Genomic DNA, 18,569 nt, shown 5'->3' with positions numbered 1-18,569 from the left:
CGGGCCTCACTTCAGGGTGCGCACCGTATAGGCATCCGGTGCACCGGGGCGTGACAGCTTGAAAACAACGAGGGGCGGCTGTCCCTCTGGCTCCACCCAGGTATTGAACCGGTGCTTGGAGTCGAGCGCCAGGGGCCGCCCGTTCACGAAGAGCTTTGTGTCCACTGGAGCCACGCCGGCCACGCGCACACGAGACCCCGCGCGTCCGCCCTCCCGGGGAGTGCTGATGACGAGCATAGGCACCGAGTTGTCGAAGACGAGCTCCAGCTTGTTCATCCGCCCGCCGCGCAACGGCCGTCCATCGGGCGACACCGGGGTGATGGACCACAGGAAGTTGCCCTCCCCGAGGAGGCCGGCCTGAAGCGGAACCTGCGGCGTGGAGGACGAGCGCTCCACCACGGGCTGACCGAGTGCCCCGCTCCGGTACACCGCCACCTTGTAGGACGCGGCGCCCTGCTCTGCCTCACAGGTGAAGGTGACGGCCGGGGGCTTGTCCTGGAAGAAGATGGTCGTCTTCTCCGGCCCCTCGGGCACCCGGTTGCGCAGCCGATCCAGCTCGCCCTTGGTGGAACGCTCCGGTCCGAAGGACGCACTACCCCGCGCCACCTGCGAGCCGTCGGGCCTCAGCACCCGCCAGTACAGCGAGCCCCGAGCCGGCGGCAGCACGTTGACGAAGCTGCTCCGAGACGAGCCCGCGAGCACCGGCTTCTTGAAGCCAGAGTCCGAGGCCACCTCCACCCGCACCTCGCCCGCCTCCTCCCACGTGAGGGCCACTTCCATCGGGCGCCGCTGGAACACCTGCAGGCCCTCCGCGGAAGGCAGCGAGAACAGCGCCCGCTCCAACGCCTCGACCCGCGCGGTGGCCTCGCCCGCCACGGTGGCACGCTCGCCTGCGCGCAGGGGCTTACGAGCCCCACCGCGCACCAGCGTCACGTCACCCGCTCGCGAGTCCACGGTGAAACCGTCTCCGGTGCGCCGCACGTCGAGCCGCGCGGCCCCGTCGCTCTCCAGCGAGAGCCCCGGCAGCACCACCCGGCTGGCACGGCCCGGGGCAAGCATCAGCCCCAGCTCGCCCTTGCGCAGGTCCAACCGCGCCTCATCCGTCGAACCGGCGCGAGACACCGCATCCACCACCAGCTCGCCCCCCGAGCCCAGCGAGAGCGTGGACTCCGAGCCCTCCAGCTTCAGCAGCGCCGTGCCCTGGCGCACGCGCACGCTGTCACCAGCCTTGAGCGCCTCGCCATCCTTATCCACCCCACGCCACCGGGCACTGCCCTTCTGGCGCCACTCGGCGCGGCCCGTCGCGGCGTGCACCGTTACCTCGACGGGCGCCAGCTCCAGCACACGCGTCGTCACCCCCTCCACCTTCACCGACGCCACCTGCCCCTGCTCGGCCCGCACCGTCTGCCCGTTCTTCGCCACCACCTCCACGGTGCCCAGCAGCACTTCCACTCGGCCCTCGTCCTGGCCCACGTCCACCTTCACCGCGCTGCCGTCCGCGCCCACGCGGGTGAGACCAAACGGGGTGAGCAGGGTGAGCTGTACCTTCGGGCCCGCCGGCGCCTGAGCCCGGTCCGCCGGCACCCGCGACAGGACAAAGCCGCGCGACACCGCCACCACCACGCCGCTCGAGTCCTCCTCGAGAACGAAGCGCGCGTCCGGCCCCACCTCCACCGTGCGCCCATCGGCGAAGCGCACCGTGACGGCTCCGTCCGCGCCCGTCTCCACCGCGTCACCGCGCGACAACGGGCCTGGCACCGCGGGCGACTGCCTGCCTCCACGTTCGAGCCGGGCCTCGCCTGTCACCACCACGAGCTGCGCGAGCTCCACCACGCCCGCGTCTGGCACCACCACCTCGGCCGGCTTCTCCGCCACCACCACGGGGTGAGGCGGCGTGGACGGAGGCAACGGCTCCTCATCTCCGCAGGCGGTAGCCAGCAGCAGACACAGGGCGGACACAATGCGAGGGCGGAGGGAGCTCACCGGGACTTGGGGAAGAGATCGACGTTGAAGATGGCCTGTTCGCCCTCGCGGACGGTGACGACCTTGGTCTGGGACAGGTGCCCGGGAGCCGAGAAGATGAGGCGATACCTACCCTGCTTGAGCTGGACCTGGAAAGACCCCCGGACGTCCGTACGGCGGCGAAGCTTCGCCTCGGGGATGACCAGCCAGGCCCGGAGCGGCTTGCCCTTCCGGACGCCGCGCACCTGCCCGGAGAGGGTGGCGAGCGCCCCCTTGCTCGCGGAGACCAGGGTGACGGGCAGCTCCGTCCGCGTCCCCACGACGATGACCACGGCCTCTTGCGCCGCCCGGAAGCCCTCGGCCGAGACGTTCACCTCCACGGGCCCCGGAGCAAGCCCCTCCACGCGGACCCGCCCCGTCGCATCGGTGAAGACCTGGGTGGAGCCTACGGAGACGGCCGCGCCCGCCAGGGGACCCCCACTGCGCGCGTCCACCACGGTGATGCGCAGGGAGCCCACCCGCGGCGGCTCCTGACGCACTCGCACCACCCGCTCCGCGCGACCGCCCGCCGGCACCGTGACGCGCTCTTCCGCGGACACGTAGCCCCCCGCGCTCACCCGCGCGAGCACCTCTCCCCGCGGCAGCACCACGCCCGTCAACCGCCCATCCGCGCCGGCAACACGGGGCTCCTGCTCCATTCCGCCCACCGTCAACACCACCCGGGCATCGGGCAGCGGCCTGCCGGACTCCGCGTCCACCACCGAGAGCACGAGCTCACCCGTCTCCGGTTGCGCGGCCTCCTCGACCCGAGCCTCCCGCGCCCCTCCGCCATAGGAGAGCTCGAACGCCACTCCCGCGCGACTGATGACCTGACGTGACACCGCGCCGTCCGCCGTCGTCAGCGAGTCACGCAGGTACTGGTACTCCAGCGCCAGCGCCCCACCCCACTCACCCCGCCGCAGCACCGGGATGAGCAGCGCGCCCCCGGCCGCGAACCCCTCCGACGTGGAGCCGATCGCCACGGGCAGCTCCCCGCGCACCTCCGCGCGCAGACTCCAAGGCAGCGGCACGAGGACGCGGGCGCCCACCAGCGCGGCATGGCGCGCCGTGGGAACGAGCCGCACCTGTCCCTCGTTGGAGAACACCGGAAGCTGCGCGAAGCCGTAGCCCGCGCTCACCTCGGCACGCACCGGCCCCAGGAAGACGCGCGCCGCGGGCCCCACCGAGGCCCTCAACAGACTGCCTCCGGTGACGAGCTGCGCCTCCTGCGAGAGGCTGAAGCCCTCGCGCTGCACGCTGGCCCACGCCCCCAACCAGCCCTCGCCGAATACCGCGGCCCACAGCGCCACGTCATTGGGCGTCATGCCCCCGTACGACACCGTGGGCCCCACCTCCTGGGCCCCTTGGCGGAAGGCCAGCCCGTAGCGCACCCGCACCGAGGCCTGCTCGGCGGGTACACCCTGGGCCCACGCGCTGATCGGCGCGCCCAGGGTGAGCGCAAGTAGGAGAACGGCGAAAAAGGGACGGGGGCGGAACGGCACGGCCGGAGTATAGTGAATACTCGACAGGTCCCCTCCAAACTGGAAGCGACCGGATTTCCACCCCCCCTCTCCCCTCTCAAAAGATGCCCCTCGCTGGAGTCCCCCTTCCCCCTCCCATGCCGCTGAGCAAGCAACCTCTGTGGGCACGTGCCTGCACGCCAGCCCCGGGAGCACATGGTTCTGCGGAAAGAGGTGGCTTCTTGCCGGGGTGGAAGGGCTTTGCTAAAGCTCCCCGGGTCGGGAGCGCCGCACCTAACCTCCGAAATTCATTCCGGAAACCTTCGGGGGCCGCGGGAGTCAAGGTCGAGCGAGACGCTTAGGAGCGTAAACGCCCATGGGCACGCAACTGGTGATGTACGAAGAGGAGTTCACCAAGATCAACGCGGTTTGCGACCGGCTGACCAAGGACGCGAACGCGAAGGTGGTGTTCCTCGTCGACAAGAACGGGCAACTCATCTCTTCCGCTGGGCAGACGCAGAACATCGATACCACCTCACTGGCGTCGCTGACGGCCGGTAACGTGGCGGCGATGGGCGGCCTCGCGAAGTTGATTGGCGAGAACGAGTTCCCCCATCAATTTCATGAAGGGGCCAAGGACTCGCTGTACATGACCATCGTCGGGAGCCGGGTGGTGCTGGTTGTCATCTTCGACAACCGGACCAGCCTCGGCTTGGTGCGCTTGCGCATCAAGAAGGCCAGTGACGAGCTGACCAAGATCTTCGAGAGCCTCGTGAAGAAGACGGATGGTCCCGGGGTCGGCTCTCCGTTCGCCGAGATTTCCGACGACGATATCGACAACCTCTTCAGCGAGTAACCCGGGAAGCCATGTCCTTCATCAACTACTCGTCTCGCGAAATCAACTGCAAGATCGTCTACTACGGTCCCGGGTTGTGCGGGAAGACGACGAACCTGCAGTACATCTACAACAAGACCGCCGCGGAGACGAAGGGCAAGCTCATCTCGCTCTCCACGGAGACGGACCGCACGCTCTTCTTCGACTTCCTGCCGCTGTCGCTGGGTGAGATCCGCGGCTTCAAGACGCGCTTCCACCTCTACACGGTGCCCGGCCAGGTGTTCTACGACGCCAGCCGCAAGCTCATCCTCAAGGGCGTGGACGGCGTGGTGTTCGTCGCCGACAGCCAGGTGGAGCGCATGGAGGCCAACATGGAGTCGTTGGAGAACCTGCGCATCAACCTGGCCGAGCAGGGCTACGACCTGAACAAGATCCCGTACGTCATCCAGTACAACAAGCGGGACCTGCCCAACGCGGTGACGGTGGAGGAGATGCGCAAGTCGCTCAACCAGCGCAACATCCCCGAGTACCAGGCGGTGGCCCCCACCGGCGTGGGCGTGTTCGACACGCTCAAGGCGGTGGCCAAGCTGGTGCTGACGGAGCTGAAGAAGGGCGGCTGAGCACGCAGGGCGGGCCTTCGGGTCCGCCCGCAGACAAGGTCGCTCTTTCGTGCGCTTCGCATCCCTCACCCTCCGAGTGCTGGCCGTGGCAGGCACGGCCTTGTGGGCCCCTGCCTTCGCGCAGCAGGGCCCTGCTGCTGTTTCTGCCCCCGCGTCCACGGAGGCCTCGGCGCCCGCAACCACGGCCCAGGCTCCCGCGGACACGCAGGTACGTACGGCGGACGAGGCCTTCAACACCCGGGTGAGGACGCTCGAGGAGCAGGTCGTCGACCTGAAGGAGAAGATCTACCGCTCCAAGGCGCGCCTGCAGCTCTTGCAGGAGACGGTGCTCGGAGGAGACCTCTCCACCGGAGCGCGCGCAGTGCTCTTCCACCGCAACGAGATGGGCGACTCGTTCGTGCTGGAGTCGGTGGTGTACGCGCTGGACGGCGCGCCCATCTACACCCGCACGGACGAGACGGCGGAGCTGTCCAAGCGCCAGGAGTTCGAGATTTTCAACGGCCGCATCGTGCCGGGCCAGCACCAGGTGGCGGTGCGGCTCGTCTACCGGGGCCATGGCTTCGGGGTGTTCAGCTACCTCGAGGGCTACCGGTTCAAGGTGCAGTCCAGCTACACCTTCAACGCGGAGCCGGGGAAGGTGACGACGGTGCGCGTGGTGGGATTCGAAAAGGGAGGACTGACCACGGACCTGCAGGACCGGCCGGCGGTGCGCTACGACATCGAGTCGTCGCGCGACTCCGGAAAGCAGCAGCCGGCCTCGGACGCCGCCTCGCCGCCTCCCGCCGCGGCCTCCGAAACGAAGTAGGGGCCGGCCTTGGGTACGTCGCGCCTCCAAGCCCTGCTGCTCGCGGCCACCGCGCTCCTGGCCCCCGGGTCTGCGCGCGCCGAGGAGAAGCCGCCCGCGCCTCGCCCGTCCGCCGTCGAGCTGACCTCACGGCTGGACCAGGTGTCCGGGCAGCTCAAGGCCGCCGAGGAGAACATCCGCTTCGTCGAGACGCAGTACACCCAGCGCCCCGAGCCCGGTGACGACGAGCTGAGGCTGCGGCGCTTCTCCAACGGAGAGATTCAATACCTGCTGGAGGACTGGGCCGCTGCCTCGGTGCTCTTCTACGACCTGGTGGGCGACCCGAAGTTCCGCGCCCAGGGGCGCTACCCGGATGCGCTCTTCTATCTGGGAGACTCCCTCTACCGGCAGCAGAACTACATCGGTGCGCGCATCTACCTGCGCGAGCTGCTCACGCTGAGCGACACGAAGCACTACCGGGATGCGCTCGCGCGCTACCTGGAGATCGCCGGCCGGCTCAACCAGTTCACCGGGCTCGACGAGTACATCGAGCGGGCGCGGCGCTTGTCGGGCGGCCAGCTCCCGCCGGAGCTCGACTACGTCTACGCCAAGTGGCTCTTCAAGCGGACGGACCTGCCAGACCCGGAGCGGCGCCAGCGGGCCCGAGCAGCCTTCCAACCCCTGGCCAGCACCGCCGGGGGGAAGTTCCAGAAGCAGAGCGCGTACTTCCTCGGCGTGCTGTCCGTGCAGGAGGGCGACTACGCGGGTGCCGTGGAGCAGTTCCGGCCCCTGGCCACCGAGGCGGTGCAGGAGCCGGAGCTGCAGCGGCTCAAGGAGCTGGCGAGCCTGTCGCTGGGGCGGCTGCTCTACGAGCTGGGGCGGTATGACGAGGCGCTCGACCGGTACGCGGAGATTCCGCGCGACAGCGAGTCCTTCGTGGACTCGCTCTACGAGATGGCCTGGGTGCACGTGAAGAAGGGGGACTTCGAGAAGGCGAAGAACGCCACCGACATCCTCCTGCTGGTGGGGCCCGAGTCCCCCATCGCCCCCGACGCCCGCATCCTCTTGGGACACCTACAGCTCAAGCTGCGCAAGTACGAGGAGGCCACCGCCACGTACGAGGAGCTCATCAGCACCTACAAGCCGGTGCACGACCAGGTGGACACGCTGCTGAAGGCGAACCAGGACCCTGTCGCGTATTTCGACAAGCTGCTGGCGCGCAACGAGCGCACCCTGGACATCACCACGCTGCTGCCGCCAATGGCGCTCAAGTTCGCCACCACGCAGGTGGAGGTGGCGGACGCGGTGCGGATGCAGAAGGACCTCGACAGCAGCCGGCAGGGCGTGGACGAGTCGAAGGACATCGCCACGCGCATCCTGCAGGCCCTGGACGAGCGCGGCCTCCAGGTGTTCCCCGAGCTGCAGGAGGGCTACCAGCGGGCGGACGCGGTGGACAGCGCGCTGGTGCGGGCGGAGCAGTGGCTGGTGCAGGTGGAGGGCGACGTGCTGCGGGGCCGGTTGCAACCCGAGGAGCTCACCGCGCTGGAGGCCGTGCGCCGCGAGCGCGAGGCCCTGGGCGTGCGCCTGGCCAGCCTGCCCACCAACCAGCAGGAGCTGGAGGCACGGCGGGAGCGGATGCAGGCCCGGGTGGATGAGCTGGATCGCGACGCATTCCAGCTGGGCTTCGAGCTGCAGAGCATGAGCGCCATCTCCACCGCGGTGCGCAAGTGGCTGGAGGACACGCGCGCGGAGCGCACCAGCCAGCCCGAGGATGAGAAGGAGTTCCTCGCCCAGCTTCACAACGAGGAGCAGACGGTGGGGGCGCTCGAGGCCGAGCTGAAGCAGCTCCGCTCTCGTCTGGCGAATGAGCGAGCCTCCGCCAGTGCCTTCGTCTCCGGCGAGGAGGTCCTGCGGGTGCAGTACCGAGAGACGCTCCAGCGCGAGCACGGGCTGCTGACCGCCGCCGAGGCCCGATTGTCTGGGGAGGATGCGGCGCTGGTGGCCCGGACGCACGAGACGCGCCAGCGCTCCGAGGCCCTGCGCACCCGAGTGGACACGGCCCGGCAAGTGCTGCGCGCCCAGGTGCAGCGGCGCGGAGAGGTCATCAAGGGCAAGGTGCTGGCCGAGCAGCAGATCTTGCAGAGCTACCACCAGGAAGTGGCCAGCGTGTCCGGAGACGCGCGCAACCTGGTGGGCCGCATCGCCTTCGAGAGCATCCAGAAGGTGCGCAAGCAGTTCTATGACCTCGTCCTCAAAGCGGACGTGGGGCTGGTGGACGTGGCCTTCACCCGCAAGCAGGACAAGACGACGGAGATCCAAAAGCTCTCCGCGCAGAAGGACAAGGATCTGCGCGACCTGGAGAAGGAGTTCGAGGAAGTCCTCAAGGACGAGAACTAGCCCTGGCCTCTGAAAGGAACACATGTCGTACGAGTGCTCATGGTTACCGGAAGTCCTGCTGGCTTCGGCGCTAATGCTCTCAGGATGTTCAACGCCCCAACCCATTGAAGGCGTCGTGCGCCCCAATTCAGGAGAACCTCCCCTGGAGTTTCTTCCAGGACCGATGCCGGGCTTTGGCTCCTTCGACACCTATTCGGATGCTCTGCTCGCCGCGTGCTCGCTCATTCTTTCAAAACCGAATGCGAACGCTGGGCGCGTTGGAGAGCAGGACTTCCCGCTTCGCTGGAGGATCTCAAGCGAGTACTGTGCTTGGCTCTACTACACCCCTGAGCGCAAGTACGAAATGAGCATGCTGACGGATCAGCATAACCTTGACGATCTGGAGGGGAAGAGAAGCTGCTTGCTCCCTTCATATGTGAAGGATCCACGCTATCCGCCGGAAAGTCTCAAATACATTTTCGCCCTTCACAATCATCCTCACGGAAGCACGATTTCCCGAGACGACATCCGGCTCATTGTCGCCAAAGGGGCGAAGCACGGCTTTGGAAGCTCCACGAAGGACGGGGTATTGCAACTCTCAATCGTCGCGTTCTTCTCGAATAAGGCAACAGAGCCTTCGTGTGACGGCTTTCATCAATACATCCCAGCAGCTCATCAAATCAGGAAGTGGTCCAAGACAGCAGGGCAATGGCATTGCGAGCAAACGGGCATCGTTGATTGGCATACAGATGGGGTCGGATTTTCCATCAAGGAAACGAGTGCCTCCTGCCTTGACAAGGATGTGCCATGAAATATCCACTCATTCTGACCATCCTGCTGACCTCAAGCTGCGCCCTGTTCCCGAAACCGCCTCCAGAAGACCCATCCATCCGGTTCCCGAACTTCTACGAAAACTTCGCAACCATCGTTGGAAAGCAGGGTCAACCGTATGAACTGGACGGTGTGACACTCAGGGCCATCAGCATTGCCGCCAATGACTTCATTCCTCCGGGATACAAAAGCCGGTGGTGCTGGGACAGACAAGAATCTCATCTCTATCGAGTCATTCGCCAGGGAGATATCATCTTCGTGGATATCTCCGCGAACCCAAGGGCTTGTGAACAGAAGGTCATGGTTCTGGACGGGGGCGCGAAGTATGCCATCAGCACCGATGGCCGCATCCTCCGCCGCCTGTTCGACGGTGAGCCCGAGGATTTGAACCCGGCCTCCGAGACCACGGCTCAGGAACCGCGAGGCACTCCTGTTCCAGAATCACAGGTGGGCGGCCTGTTTGGCAGGCCGGATCCCAACCTCCCTTCGTCATGGTTCGACGGAGGCACCCGCCATCCGACCCCGGAGTCCCCACCCACTCCCCCTGCCCCCGACTCACCTGACGCCGGTTCCCCAGTTCCGGACGGCGGCACTCAGGCTCCGGACGGAGGTTCACCGGGAGTCCCGTCCCCGGTTTCCCCGCCTGACGCGGGTTGAGCGGCGAGGAGGTGCTCGGGCCTCCCGCCTGGCCGCTCGCCTGCCTGCCCCGGCCCGACAGTCCTTGGGAGCCATCCACCGCGTTGGCTAGGATGCGGAGAATTCGATGCGCCGCTCCCTGCTCCTCACCCTGCTGACGCTGGCCACCGCGCGCGCCGCCGCGCAGGACGTGGCACGTCCGGAGGCAGCCGCGGAAGCCCCTCCGCAGCAACAGGCCCCCTCTCGCTTCTCCGGCCTGGGCCGCACGCCCGAGCAAGAGAAGCTGCTGGAGGAGCTGAGCGAGGCCGTCCAGCGCTACGAGGAGGAGTCTCGCGAGTACAAGCGGGAGATCCAGCGCCTCATCGAGAGGAAGTACCAGGACAGGCGCGACCGGCTGGCGGACTCGTACGAGCGGGCCATCTCCGACATGGAGGCCCAGGAGCGCCTGGAGCGTCTGGAGGCCATCGCCCGCTTCGAGGAGTTCCTCCGGCGCTACCCCGACGAGCCCCGCTACACGCCGGACGTCATGTTCCGCCTGGCGGAGCTGTACTACGAGCGCTCCAGCGACACGCACCTCGTGGCCATGCGCGAGCACGAGGACAAGCTGCGCGCCCTCCCCGAGAGCGCCGAGCCCCCGCCCGAGCCGCAGCCGGACTTCAACCCGTCCATCACCCTCTACCGGAAGCTCCTCTCCCGCTTCCCGGACTACCGGCTCAACGACGGCGCCTTGTACCTGCTCGGCTATTGCCTGGAGAAACAGAACGCCTTCGAGGACGGCCGCGCCACCTACCAGCAGCTCATCACCCAATACCCCACCAGCCGCTTCACCACCGAGGCGTGGGTGCGCATCGGCGAGTACTACTTCGACGCCTATAACGACCCCGACGCGCTCACCAAGGCCGCCGAGGCGTACGAGGCCGCCATCCGCGACACCTCGCACCCGCTCTACGACAAGGCCCTCTACAAGCTGGGGTGGACGTACTACCGCATGGACCGCTTCGACGAGGCCGTCGACCGGTTCATCGCGCTGGTGGATGTCTACGAGGCCCAGCGCGCCGCCCAGGGCGATGAGGCCGGCGGCGGCGACCTGCGCAACGAGGCGCTCCAGTACACGGCCATCTCCTTCGCCGACGAGACCTGGGGCGGGCTCGACAAGGCCAAGAATTACTTCGCGAAGATCGGCCCCCGCCCCTATGAGCCCGAGGTGTACCGGCGCCTGGGTGACGTCTTCTTCGACCAGACCAACCACGCGGCGGCCATCGACGCTTACAAGTTGGTGCTGGAGAAGGACCCCCTCTCGCCGGAGGCTCCGCAGCTCCAACAGAAGATCGTCCAGGCCTACGAGCGCGACCGCAAGCTGACCGAGTCCTCCCTCGAGGCCCAGAAGCTCTCCGAGCTCTACTCACCCGGCTCCCAGTGGTACCAGAAGCACGAGCGCGACCCGGACGTGCTGGCCACCGCGAACGACCTGACGGAGAAGAGCCTCTACTCCAGCGCCATCTATCACCACCAGCAGGCCCTGGTGTTCAAGCAGGAGGGCAAGTTCGACCAGGCCAAGGCCAGCTTCGAGCTGGCCGCCTCTGGCTACAGCAAGTACCTGGAGCGCTTCCCGCGCAGCAAGAACGCCTACGAGATCGAGTTCTACGCCGCGGAGTGTCTCTACAACTCGCTGCAGTTCGGCGAGGCCGCGAAGCACTACGAGGTGGTGCGCGACTCGACCCAGGGCAACAAGTACTTCGCCGAGTCCGCCTTCAGCGCGGTGCTCTCCTCGCAGAAGCAGCTCGAGGTGGACATCAAGGCCGGCAAGCAGCCCGCCCCCACCCCGCTGCGCTCCAGCGAACGCCCCGAGGGCCAGCCCATCAAGCCCTCGGACCTCACCGCGCTGGAGGCGAAGCTGGTGGCCGCCTCGGACACCCACGTGGCGAAGCTCCCCAAGAGCGAGCGCAGCCCCGGCATCGCCTACAAGGCCGCTGAGCTGTACTACGCCCACGACAACTTCCCCGAGGCGCGCCGCCGCTTCGAAGCCATCGTGAAGGCGTACCCCCAGCACGAGGTGGCCCGCTTCTCCACCAACCTCATCGTGGAGACCTTCCTCATCGACCAGGACTGGAAGAGCGTCGAGGAGGTCAGCGGACAGCTCGCCTCCAACAAGGACGTCATCGACCCCAAGAGCGACCTGCACAAGGACCTGGTCCGCTTCAAGCTCGCTGGCCGCTTCAAGCTCGCCGACCAGCTCCTCGCCGAGGGCAAGTACGAGGAGGCCGCCGCCAAGTACATCGAGCTCGTCAACGAGGCTCCCCGCCACGAGTTCGCCGACAAGGCCCTCAACAACGCCGCCGTGGCCTACGAGAAGACCCAGCGCTTCGACTCGGCCCTCAAGCTCTACGAGCGCATCTACCGCGAGTACCCCTCCTCGCCCCTGGCTGACGGCGCCCTCTTCCGCGTGGCCCTCAACGCGGAGAAATCCTACGACTTCGACAAGGCCGTGGAGAGCTACCAGAAGCTGGTGAAGGACTACCCCGCTTCCAAGGACCGCGAGGCCGCGCTCTTCAACGCCGGCAACCTGCTCGAGGGCCAGCAACGCTACGCCGAGGCCGCCGCCGCCTTCCAGCGCTACGCCGAGCTCTTCCCCAATGCCGAGGACGCACCGCGCAACCAGTACCGCGCCGCCCTCATCCTCGAGAAGCGCGAGGACTGGAAGGGAGAGATCCGCGCGCTGGAGGCCTTCGTGCGCAAGTTCTCCTCCCAACCCGCCCAGGTGGAGTTGGTGGTGGAGGCGAAGCGCCGCATCGGCGATGCGTGGGCGAAGCAGAAGAACGAGAAGGAGGCCCTGCGCGCCTATGCGGCCGCCGCCGACGAGTTCGACCGCCGCAAGCTCCAGCCGGATGCCCAGCCGCGCGCCGCCAATGCCGCCGCATTCAGCCGCTTCCAGCTCGCCGAGGCCGTGTTCCGCGGCTTCGACAAGCTCAAGATCGGCGGCAGGGGCAAGGCGCTCGAGCGCAGCTTCACCGCCAAGCGCAACGGGATGAAGTCCGTCAACGAAGCCTACGCTCGCGTCTACCCCTACAAGCAACTGGAGTGGACACTCGCCGCGCTCTACCGCCGTGGCTACGCCCTGGAGCGCTTCGCCAACACCATCATCGAGACGCCCGTCCCCCCCGAAGTGAAGCGGCTCGGCGAGGAGGCCGTCGTCACCTACCAGGACCTGCTCGCCCAGCAGACGGCGACCCTCGAGGACTCGGCCGTCGAGAGCTACGCCGCCACCATCCAGGAGGCGCGCAAGAGCCGCATCTCCAACGAGTGGACCAAGAAGACGCTCGAGTCGCTCCACCGCTTCCGGCCCAAGGAGTACCCGGTGCTCAAGGAGCCCAAGGAAGCCATCGCCTCGGACCTGCTCTACCCCGAGGGCCTCGTCGGAGGTGGCAAGTGAACGTGCGCCGGTTGCTCGTCCCGGGCCTGCTGCTGCTCGCCTCCGCCTGTGCCACCACGCCCAAGCCGGGCCCCGAGACCCAGGCCGCGGCCTCTTCTCCCTCCGCCCCCGCCACACCGGACGAGGGCACTCCGGCCACCAAGGACGCGGCAAAGGCCCCTGCCCAGAACGACAAGGACGCTGGAAAGAAAGCCGCCGCCCCGCCCTCCGCGGATCTGCTGTCCGTGGCCCAGCGCAGCGAGCTGACCGCCGCGGAGTCCAGCTACAAGACCCAGACCGAGCGCCGCCCGAAGGATGGCACGGCGTGGACGAACCTCGGCATCACCCAGGAGCGTCTGGGCAAGCACGACGAGGCCGAGCGCTCCTACCGCCAGGCGCTGGAGCTCACGCCGGACGCGCAGGCCGCTTGGGACAACCTCGCCCGCCTCCAGTGCCGCACCGGCAAGGCCTCCCAGGCCGAGTCCTGGCTGCGCGAACAGCTCCAGGCGAAGCCGGACGCCATCGCCCCGCGCATCTCGCTCGTGCAGGCGCTGCTGTGCCAGAAGAAGCTCGACGCGGCCGCCACCGAGGCCAAGCGCGTCCTCAAGTCCGAGGAGCGCAACGTGCGGGCCATGCAGCTGCTCGCCCAGGTGTACTACCGCGAGCGCAAGTACGAGCTGGCCAAGATGGTGCTGGAGAACGCTCGCACCATCTCCCCCAACGAGCCCGCCACCCACAACGCCCTCGGGCTGGTGCTGCTCGCGCTCGGGACGAAGCCCGCCGCCCTCGAGTCCTTCAAGAAGGCCTCCGAGCTCAAGCCGGACTTCGCCGAGGCGCGCAACAACCTCGGCGCCCTCCTCAACGAGGCCCAGGACCACGCCGCCGCCGCCAAGGAATTGGAGGCCGCCGTCCAGGCCGCTCCGGACTTCGTCTCCGCTCGCCTCAACCTCGGCAACGCCTACCGCGGCCAGGGGGACTTCGCGCGCGCCCTCGCCGAGTACCAGCAGGTGCTCCGCCTCGCCCCCGCCCTGCCCGACACCTACTTCAACCTCGCCATCCTCCACCTCGACGCCGAGCCCCCGGACCTGGACACGCTCGTCCGCCTCCAGTCCTGCCTCTCCTTCTTCGACCAGTTCCGCGCCCGGGGCGGCCGCGACGAGCGCGTGGACGACTACGTCAAGGACGCCAAGAAGGGCATCGAGAAGGAGGAGCGCCGCCGCGAGCGAGAGAAGCGCGAACAGCTCCGCAAGGCCCAGAAGGCCGAGGAAGACCAGAAGAAGGCCGAAGAGGAGCAGAAGAAGGCCGAGGCCCCTCCTTCCGACAAGTCTCCTACACCTGCCGCCACGAAGGGCACGCCCCCTGCCCGTCCAGCCTCCGGCTCGGGTAAAGTCGCCCAGGACAAGAAGTGAGCCCACCCATGCGCCCTGCCCTCGCCCTCCTGCTCCTGCTCGCCGCCGCGCCCGTGCTCGCACAGGATACCGCTGCGCCCAAGCAGGCCCAGGGCGAGTCCAAGGGCTCCCAGGCGGCCGCACAGAAGGACACCAAGAAGCGCAAGGTCATCCGCCTGGAGGCCATCACCGTCGAGGGCCACATCCAGAAACCCCAGGCCTTCTACATCCTCCAGCGCTCCAACCTGAACTTCGACGAGCTCAACAAGGCCGAGAGCTTCACACCCAAGGTCGTCAAGAGCGTGGAGAAGGAACCCTTCTAGGGTAGGAAGGGCTCCAGAGAAGAACATGGCTTCCCCTCAGCCGCAGAGCCGGATCCTCCGCATCGGCCTCCTCCAGGATGGCCGCATCCTCGAGGAGCGCCACCTCCGTAAGCCCGGTGACTTCACCGTCGGCCAGGATCCGAAGTGCTCCCTCGTGCTGCCCCTGCCGGAGCTGCCCGCCAGCTTCCCCGTCTTCGAGTTCCGCGCCGGCCAGTACAACCTCGTCTTCAACGACGACATGCAGGGCCGGGTGAACCTCGGCTCCTCGGACGTGGACTTCCACACTCTGCGCACGCAGAGCATGGCCATGGAGCGCGGTGACCAGTACGTCCTGCCCCTCCAGGAGAGCGCTCGCGGGGTGGTGGAGCTCGACGAGGATCTCCGCCTCTTCTTCCAGTTCATCCAGCCTACTGCCGAGACCGACAGGCCCCAGCTCCCCCCGGACCTCCAGGGCGGCTCGTGGCGGACCATGGACCGGATGTTCTTCGGCATCCTGGCGGCCTCGCTGCTCCTCCACTTCTCCGGCGCGGCCCTCATCATCGCCTCCGAGCCCCCGCCCGAGCCCGAGCTGGAGCTGGACCAGCTGGATGACCGCTTCGCCCGCGTGCTCATGCCTCCCAAGCAGGAGGAGCCCAAGCAGCAGGCCGCTGACACGGCCCAGGCCGCCGCGGACACCGAGAAGGACAAGCCCAAGGAGAGCGACTCGGACAAGAAGCCCTCCGAGGACACCGCCTCCAAGCCCGCCAGCCCCCAGGAGGCCGCCGCCCGGCGCGCCGAGGTCGCCAAGAAGGTGTCCGGCAAGGGTCTGCTGAAGATTCTCGGCTCCTCGGGTGGCGGGGGCGGAGGAGCGTTCTCCGACGTACTCGGCGGCAGCACCGGCGGCGGAGACATCGCCGAGGCGCTGGCTGGCGCGGGCGGCGTCGGCATCGCCACCGAGGCCTCCGTGGGCGCCAACGGCCCGCGCGGCGGCGGTACGGGCAAGGTGGCCGGCATCGGCGACCTCGGCACCAGCGGCGGCGGCAAGGTGGACCTGGGCTCCAAGAAGGAAGTGGAAGTGTCTGGCCGCGTCACCGCCTCTACCCCCGAGGTGGAGAGCTCCGACGTGGACCGCGAGGCGCTCGCCCGCTACATCAAGACCCGCCTCAAGGCCATCCAGGGCTGCTACGAGAAGGAGCTCAAGCGCAACCCCAGCCTCAAGGGCAAGGTGATGGTGCGCTTCAACATCATGCCTTCCGGGCGTACCGGGGAAATCGAAATCGAGGAAAACACCCTCGGGAACGATGCGGTGGCCAGCTGCATCCGCACGGTGGTGCGCGGCTGGGTGTTCCCCTTCAAACCAGATGACGAAGTCCCGGTGGCCTACCCGTTCGTCTTCACCCCGGCGGGGTAGACTGGCGCCAGCAACCTGCATCCCGGGGGGTGGGGGTCATGGAGAAGCTGGCGATCATTTCATCCTCGCCGCTGTTCGAGATGCTCTCCAGCACGGAGCTGGCGCATCTGTCCGAGCTGGCCGAGCAGCGGACCTACGCCGTCGGGGAGCACATCTTCGAAGAGGGAGAGCTGGGAGACAGCCTCTACGTCATCGTCCGCGGGGAGGTAGAGGTAGTCCGCAGCGACAGCGGCGGGGTGCCCCGGCCCCTCACCGTGCTCACCGCCCCGGACTTCTTCGGGGAGATGAGCGTCATCGACAAGGAGTACCGCTCCGCCACGGTGCGGGCGCGCACGGAGGCGGTACTGTTGCGGCTCACCACGCAGAACCTGGCCACCTTCCGTCAGACGCACCGCGACGGCTTCACCTTCGTGGTCATCAACATCGCGCGCATCCTGTCGGCCCGGGTGCGCGAGGCCAATGCCCGGCTCGCGGCCAGGCAGGCGTGAGGGCGTCCTCGCGTTGACACCCCTCGCTCGCCTCTCTAGCGTCAGGAACATGCCCCGGGGCCCAGGAGTGGAGGACATGCGCTACATCGGAATGCTGGTGGTGGTGCTCGCGAGCGCCCTCTCCCTGGCCCAATCAGCCCCCCGTCCGCCCCCGGCCCCCGCGCCGCTCCAGGCCGAGAAGGCCAGCGACGTGCCGGACGTGACGAAGCTCGAGCGCAGCACCAAGGCGATTGCCACCATGCGCGAGGTGCTCCGCGATGTGCTGGGCAAGCTGGAAGAGGCCCGGCGCGCCAAGGACGTGGTGAAGCTCAACTGCGTCAACGAGAAGCTCACCCAGATCAAGGGCCTGCTGCGCATCTCCGAGCAGTCGGACGTGGCGCTCCAGGAGGCGGTCTCCAGCCGGGACTCCACCTCCAGCGAGCACGAGTACACCAAGGTGATGATCGCCCAGCAGAAGGTGGCCCAGCTGCGCACCGAGGCGGAGAAGTGCATCGGGCAGCTCGCTTTCCGAGCGGACGAGAACATGTCGGTGGAGGTGGAGGAGCCCACCGACCTGCCCGGAGGAGACCCCACCCAGCCGCCCCCCGTGGAGGACGTCGTCGTCCGGCCGCCGCCTGCCAGCGCGGTGAGATGATTCCAGTCTGGTTGCCTCCCCCTCCCCCGAACGGCCGTGGCCGTCGGGGAGCACCCCAAGTCCCTTCGAGCACGGACGATGCGCGTGCTATGACCGGAAGCTCGGGGTCTTGACCGTTTCATGACGCAGCCTGCCAACAAGTGGAGGGCCTTGAGCCTGCTGGCCATGGTGGCGTCGTGGCCCGCCTTCGGGCAGGCGCCTGCCTTGGGCGGCTCCAACACGGGCGGCAACGGCATCAAGGTGGGCGATGGCAGGCTGCACGCCACCTTCGACTTCGAGACGCGCTACGACAGCGCCGCCGGCTACTTCCCGCCTCCGGGCAACACCGACCCCAACGTGGTGTCGGACCAGCTCTCCGGGGAGGCCCTGCTGCACATCCGGCCCGGGCTGAGGCTGGAGCTGCCCGGCAAGAAGGTGTCCCTGGACCTCAAGGGCCACGCCGACTACGTCCACTACACCGGCCTCTTCACCCCTGGCTCGACCGCCACCTCCCACGTGCAGGCACTGGCGGACCTCAACATCGCCTTCAACAAGGAAGGGCAGATCGGCGTGGAGCTGGGGGACAACTTCCAGCGCTCGGACCGGACGCGCAGCGCGGCGATTGGCGCGGGTGTGCTGTCGCTCTTCAACGAGCTGCGGTTGCGCGTGCCGCTGCGACCCGGGGGAGGCGCCATCGAGGTGACGCCCCAGGTGGCCTGGGGGATGGAGCTCTTCCAGCCCATGGGAGCCCTGGCCCCGGTGGGCTGCGGCGGCCCCGAGTGCGACCCGGCCCAGGTGAACAGCTTCGACTACAGCGACCTGAGGGCGGGCGTCGAGGGCCGCTGGCGCTTCCTGCCGAAGACGGCGGTGGTGGCGGACGTCGACTTCAAGCTGCGCGACTACCTCAACGGCGACACCGCGAATGCCCTGGTGCTGCAGGGCAAGGCGGGTCTGGCGGGCCTGGTGACGCCGAAGATCGCCGTGACGGCCACGCTGGGCTGGGGCCAGGACCTGGGAGCGGCCACGCCGGGCACCCTGATCGCCCAGTTGGAGGGCAGCTACCTGGTGAGCCCGACCACGACCCTCAAGGCCGGCTATGCACGGACGCTCGAGCCCGTGGCGGCCTTCGGCCAGTTCCGCGATGACCGCGGGTACCTGGAGGGACAGGCCCTGCTCGGTGGCCGGCTCACCCTCCGGGCCACCACGGCCATGGACTTCCTGAGCTTCCAGGGGGACCGGCGCGACACCCTCTTCAAGTTGGATTTCGGCCCCCAGTACCAGTTCCAGAAATGGCTCATCGGTGGGGCTGGCTACCTGCTGAATACCCGGACGTCGTCGGCCACGGGCGCGGGCATCAACTACTCGCGCCACGAAGGGTATGTTCGGATGACCGTGACGTACTGAGACGGCCTTCT

Annotated in this window: 15 protein-coding genes; 13 read left to right on the top strand and 2 right to left on the bottom strand. The window is 67.9% G+C overall.

The window, feature by feature from the left end; translation table 11 throughout:
- Positions 1-6 precede the first annotated feature (6 nt).
- Both OV287_RS13835 and OV287_RS13830 read right to left on the bottom strand, forming a co-directional pair.
- Entirely contained in the window at positions 7-1,908 is a 1,902-nt protein-coding gene (locus tag OV287_RS13835) for a FecR domain-containing protein (RefSeq protein WP_267534495.1), read from the bottom strand.
- Positions 1,909-1,979: 71 nt separating this feature from the next.
- Positions 1,980-3,503 (bottom strand): carboxypeptidase regulatory-like domain-containing protein, encoded by a 1,524-nt coding sequence (locus OV287_RS13830; RefSeq protein ID WP_267534494.1) that lies wholly within the window; start codon positions 3,501-3,503, stop codon positions 1,980-1,982.
- Between the two features lie 334 nt (positions 3,504-3,837).
- On the opposite strand from OV287_RS13830, the gene mglB reads away from it, so the two are divergent.
- The 13 genes from mglB to OV287_RS13765 all read left to right on the top strand — a co-directional run bounded on the left by mglB (position 3,838) and on the right by OV287_RS13765 (position 18,558).
- The gene (mglB, locus tag OV287_RS13825; protein ID WP_002626753.1) at positions 3,838-4,317 is read left to right on the top strand and encodes a gliding-motility regulator GTPase-activating protein MglB; all 480 of its coding nucleotides are present in this window, start codon (positions 3,838-3,840) and stop codon (positions 4,315-4,317) included.
- An 11-nt stretch (positions 4,318-4,328) separates the two neighbouring features.
- Complete coding sequence (gene mglA / locus OV287_RS13820; protein ID WP_267534493.1) at positions 4,329-4,916, top strand: gliding-motility regulator Ras-like GTPase MglA; 588 nt, start codon at positions 4,329-4,331, stop codon at positions 4,914-4,916.
- Between the two features lie 49 nt (positions 4,917-4,965).
- Positions 4,966-5,721 (top strand): dihydrolipoamide acetyltransferase, encoded by a 756-nt coding sequence (locus OV287_RS13815; RefSeq protein WP_267534492.1) that lies wholly within the window; start codon positions 4,966-4,968, stop codon positions 5,719-5,721.
- 9 nt (positions 5,722-5,730) lie between these two features.
- Entirely contained in the window at positions 5,731-8,097 is a 2,367-nt protein-coding gene (locus OV287_RS13810; RefSeq protein ID WP_267534491.1) for a tetratricopeptide repeat protein, read from the top strand.
- A 22-nt stretch (positions 8,098-8,119) separates the two neighbouring features.
- Complete coding sequence (locus OV287_RS13805; protein WP_267534490.1) at positions 8,120-8,887, top strand: hypothetical protein; 768 nt, start codon at positions 8,120-8,122, stop codon at positions 8,885-8,887.
- Positions 8,884-9,564, top strand: a complete 681-nt coding sequence (locus OV287_RS13800; protein ID WP_267534489.1) for a hypothetical protein — start codon at positions 8,884-8,886, stop codon at positions 9,562-9,564. The genes OV287_RS13805 and OV287_RS13800 overlap by 4 nt, the downstream gene beginning before the upstream one ends.
- Before the next feature lie 106 nt (positions 9,565-9,670).
- Entirely contained in the window at positions 9,671-12,973 is a 3,303-nt protein-coding gene (locus OV287_RS13795) for a tetratricopeptide repeat protein (RefSeq protein ID WP_267534488.1), read from the top strand.
- Positions 12,970-14,361 (top strand): tetratricopeptide repeat protein, encoded by a 1,392-nt coding sequence (locus tag OV287_RS13790; RefSeq protein ID WP_267534487.1) that lies wholly within the window; start codon positions 12,970-12,972, stop codon positions 14,359-14,361. Before OV287_RS13795 ends, OV287_RS13790 begins: the two co-directional genes overlap by 4 nt.
- A gap of 8 nt (positions 14,362-14,369) precedes the next feature.
- The gene (locus OV287_RS13785) at positions 14,370-14,663 is read left to right on the top strand and encodes a hypothetical protein (protein WP_267534486.1); all 294 of its coding nucleotides are present in this window, start codon (positions 14,370-14,372) and stop codon (positions 14,661-14,663) included.
- A gap of 25 nt (positions 14,664-14,688) precedes the next feature.
- Positions 14,689-16,053: an AgmX/PglI C-terminal domain-containing protein gene (locus tag OV287_RS13780; RefSeq protein WP_267534485.1), complete on the top strand. Its 1,365-nt coding sequence runs from the start codon at positions 14,689-14,691 to the stop codon at positions 16,051-16,053.
- A 38-nt stretch (positions 16,054-16,091) separates the two neighbouring features.
- Positions 16,092-16,541, top strand: coding sequence for a cyclic nucleotide-binding domain-containing protein (locus OV287_RS13775; RefSeq protein WP_267534484.1), 450 nt, complete (start codon positions 16,092-16,094; stop codon positions 16,539-16,541).
- 76 nt (positions 16,542-16,617) lie between these two features.
- Entirely contained in the window at positions 16,618-17,175 is a 558-nt protein-coding gene (locus OV287_RS13770) for a hypothetical protein (protein ID WP_267534483.1), read from the top strand.
- Positions 17,176-17,295: 120 nt separating this feature from the next.
- The gene (locus OV287_RS13765) at positions 17,296-18,558 is read left to right on the top strand and encodes a hypothetical protein (protein WP_267534482.1); all 1,263 of its coding nucleotides are present in this window, start codon (positions 17,296-17,298) and stop codon (positions 18,556-18,558) included.
- Positions 18,559-18,569: the final 11 nt, after the last annotated feature.

The sequence above is a fragment of the Archangium lansingense genome (assembly GCF_026626635.1).
GTDB classification, from domain to species: domain Bacteria; phylum Myxococcota; class Myxococcia; order Myxococcales; family Myxococcaceae; genus Archangium; species Archangium lansingense.
This window is presented reverse-complemented; position numbering and strand designations above follow the sequence as displayed.

What these genes read in the sequence shown, in the direction of transcription:
- OV287_RS13770 (WP_267534483.1), top strand. Translation starts at nt 16,618, where the DNA reads ATGCGCTACATCGGAATGCTGGTGGTGGTGCTCGCGAGCGCCCTCTCC.
- OV287_RS13800 (WP_267534489.1), top strand. Translation starts at nt 8,884, where the DNA reads ATGAAATATCCACTCATTCTGACCATCCTGCTGACCTCAAGCTGCGCC.
- OV287_RS13785 (WP_267534486.1), top strand. Translation starts at nt 14,370, where the DNA reads ATGCGCCCTGCCCTCGCCCTCCTGCTCCTGCTCGCCGCCGCGCCCGTG.
- mglA (WP_267534493.1), top strand. Translation starts at nt 4,329, where the DNA reads ATGTCCTTCATCAACTACTCGTCTCGCGAAATCAACTGCAAGATCGTC.
- OV287_RS13775 (WP_267534484.1), top strand. Translation starts at nt 16,092, where the DNA reads ATGGAGAAGCTGGCGATCATTTCATCCTCGCCGCTGTTCGAGATGCTC.
- OV287_RS13795 (WP_267534488.1), top strand. Translation starts at nt 9,671, where the DNA reads ATGCGCCGCTCCCTGCTCCTCACCCTGCTGACGCTGGCCACCGCGCGC.
- OV287_RS13805 (WP_267534490.1), top strand. Translation starts at nt 8,120, where the DNA reads ATGTCGTACGAGTGCTCATGGTTACCGGAAGTCCTGCTGGCTTCGGCG.
- mglB (WP_002626753.1), top strand. Translation starts at nt 3,838, where the DNA reads ATGGGCACGCAACTGGTGATGTACGAAGAGGAGTTCACCAAGATCAAC.
- OV287_RS13765 (WP_267534482.1), top strand. Translation starts at nt 17,296, where the DNA reads ATGACGCAGCCTGCCAACAAGTGGAGGGCCTTGAGCCTGCTGGCCATG.
- OV287_RS13780 (WP_267534485.1), top strand. Translation starts at nt 14,689, where the DNA reads ATGGCTTCCCCTCAGCCGCAGAGCCGGATCCTCCGCATCGGCCTCCTC.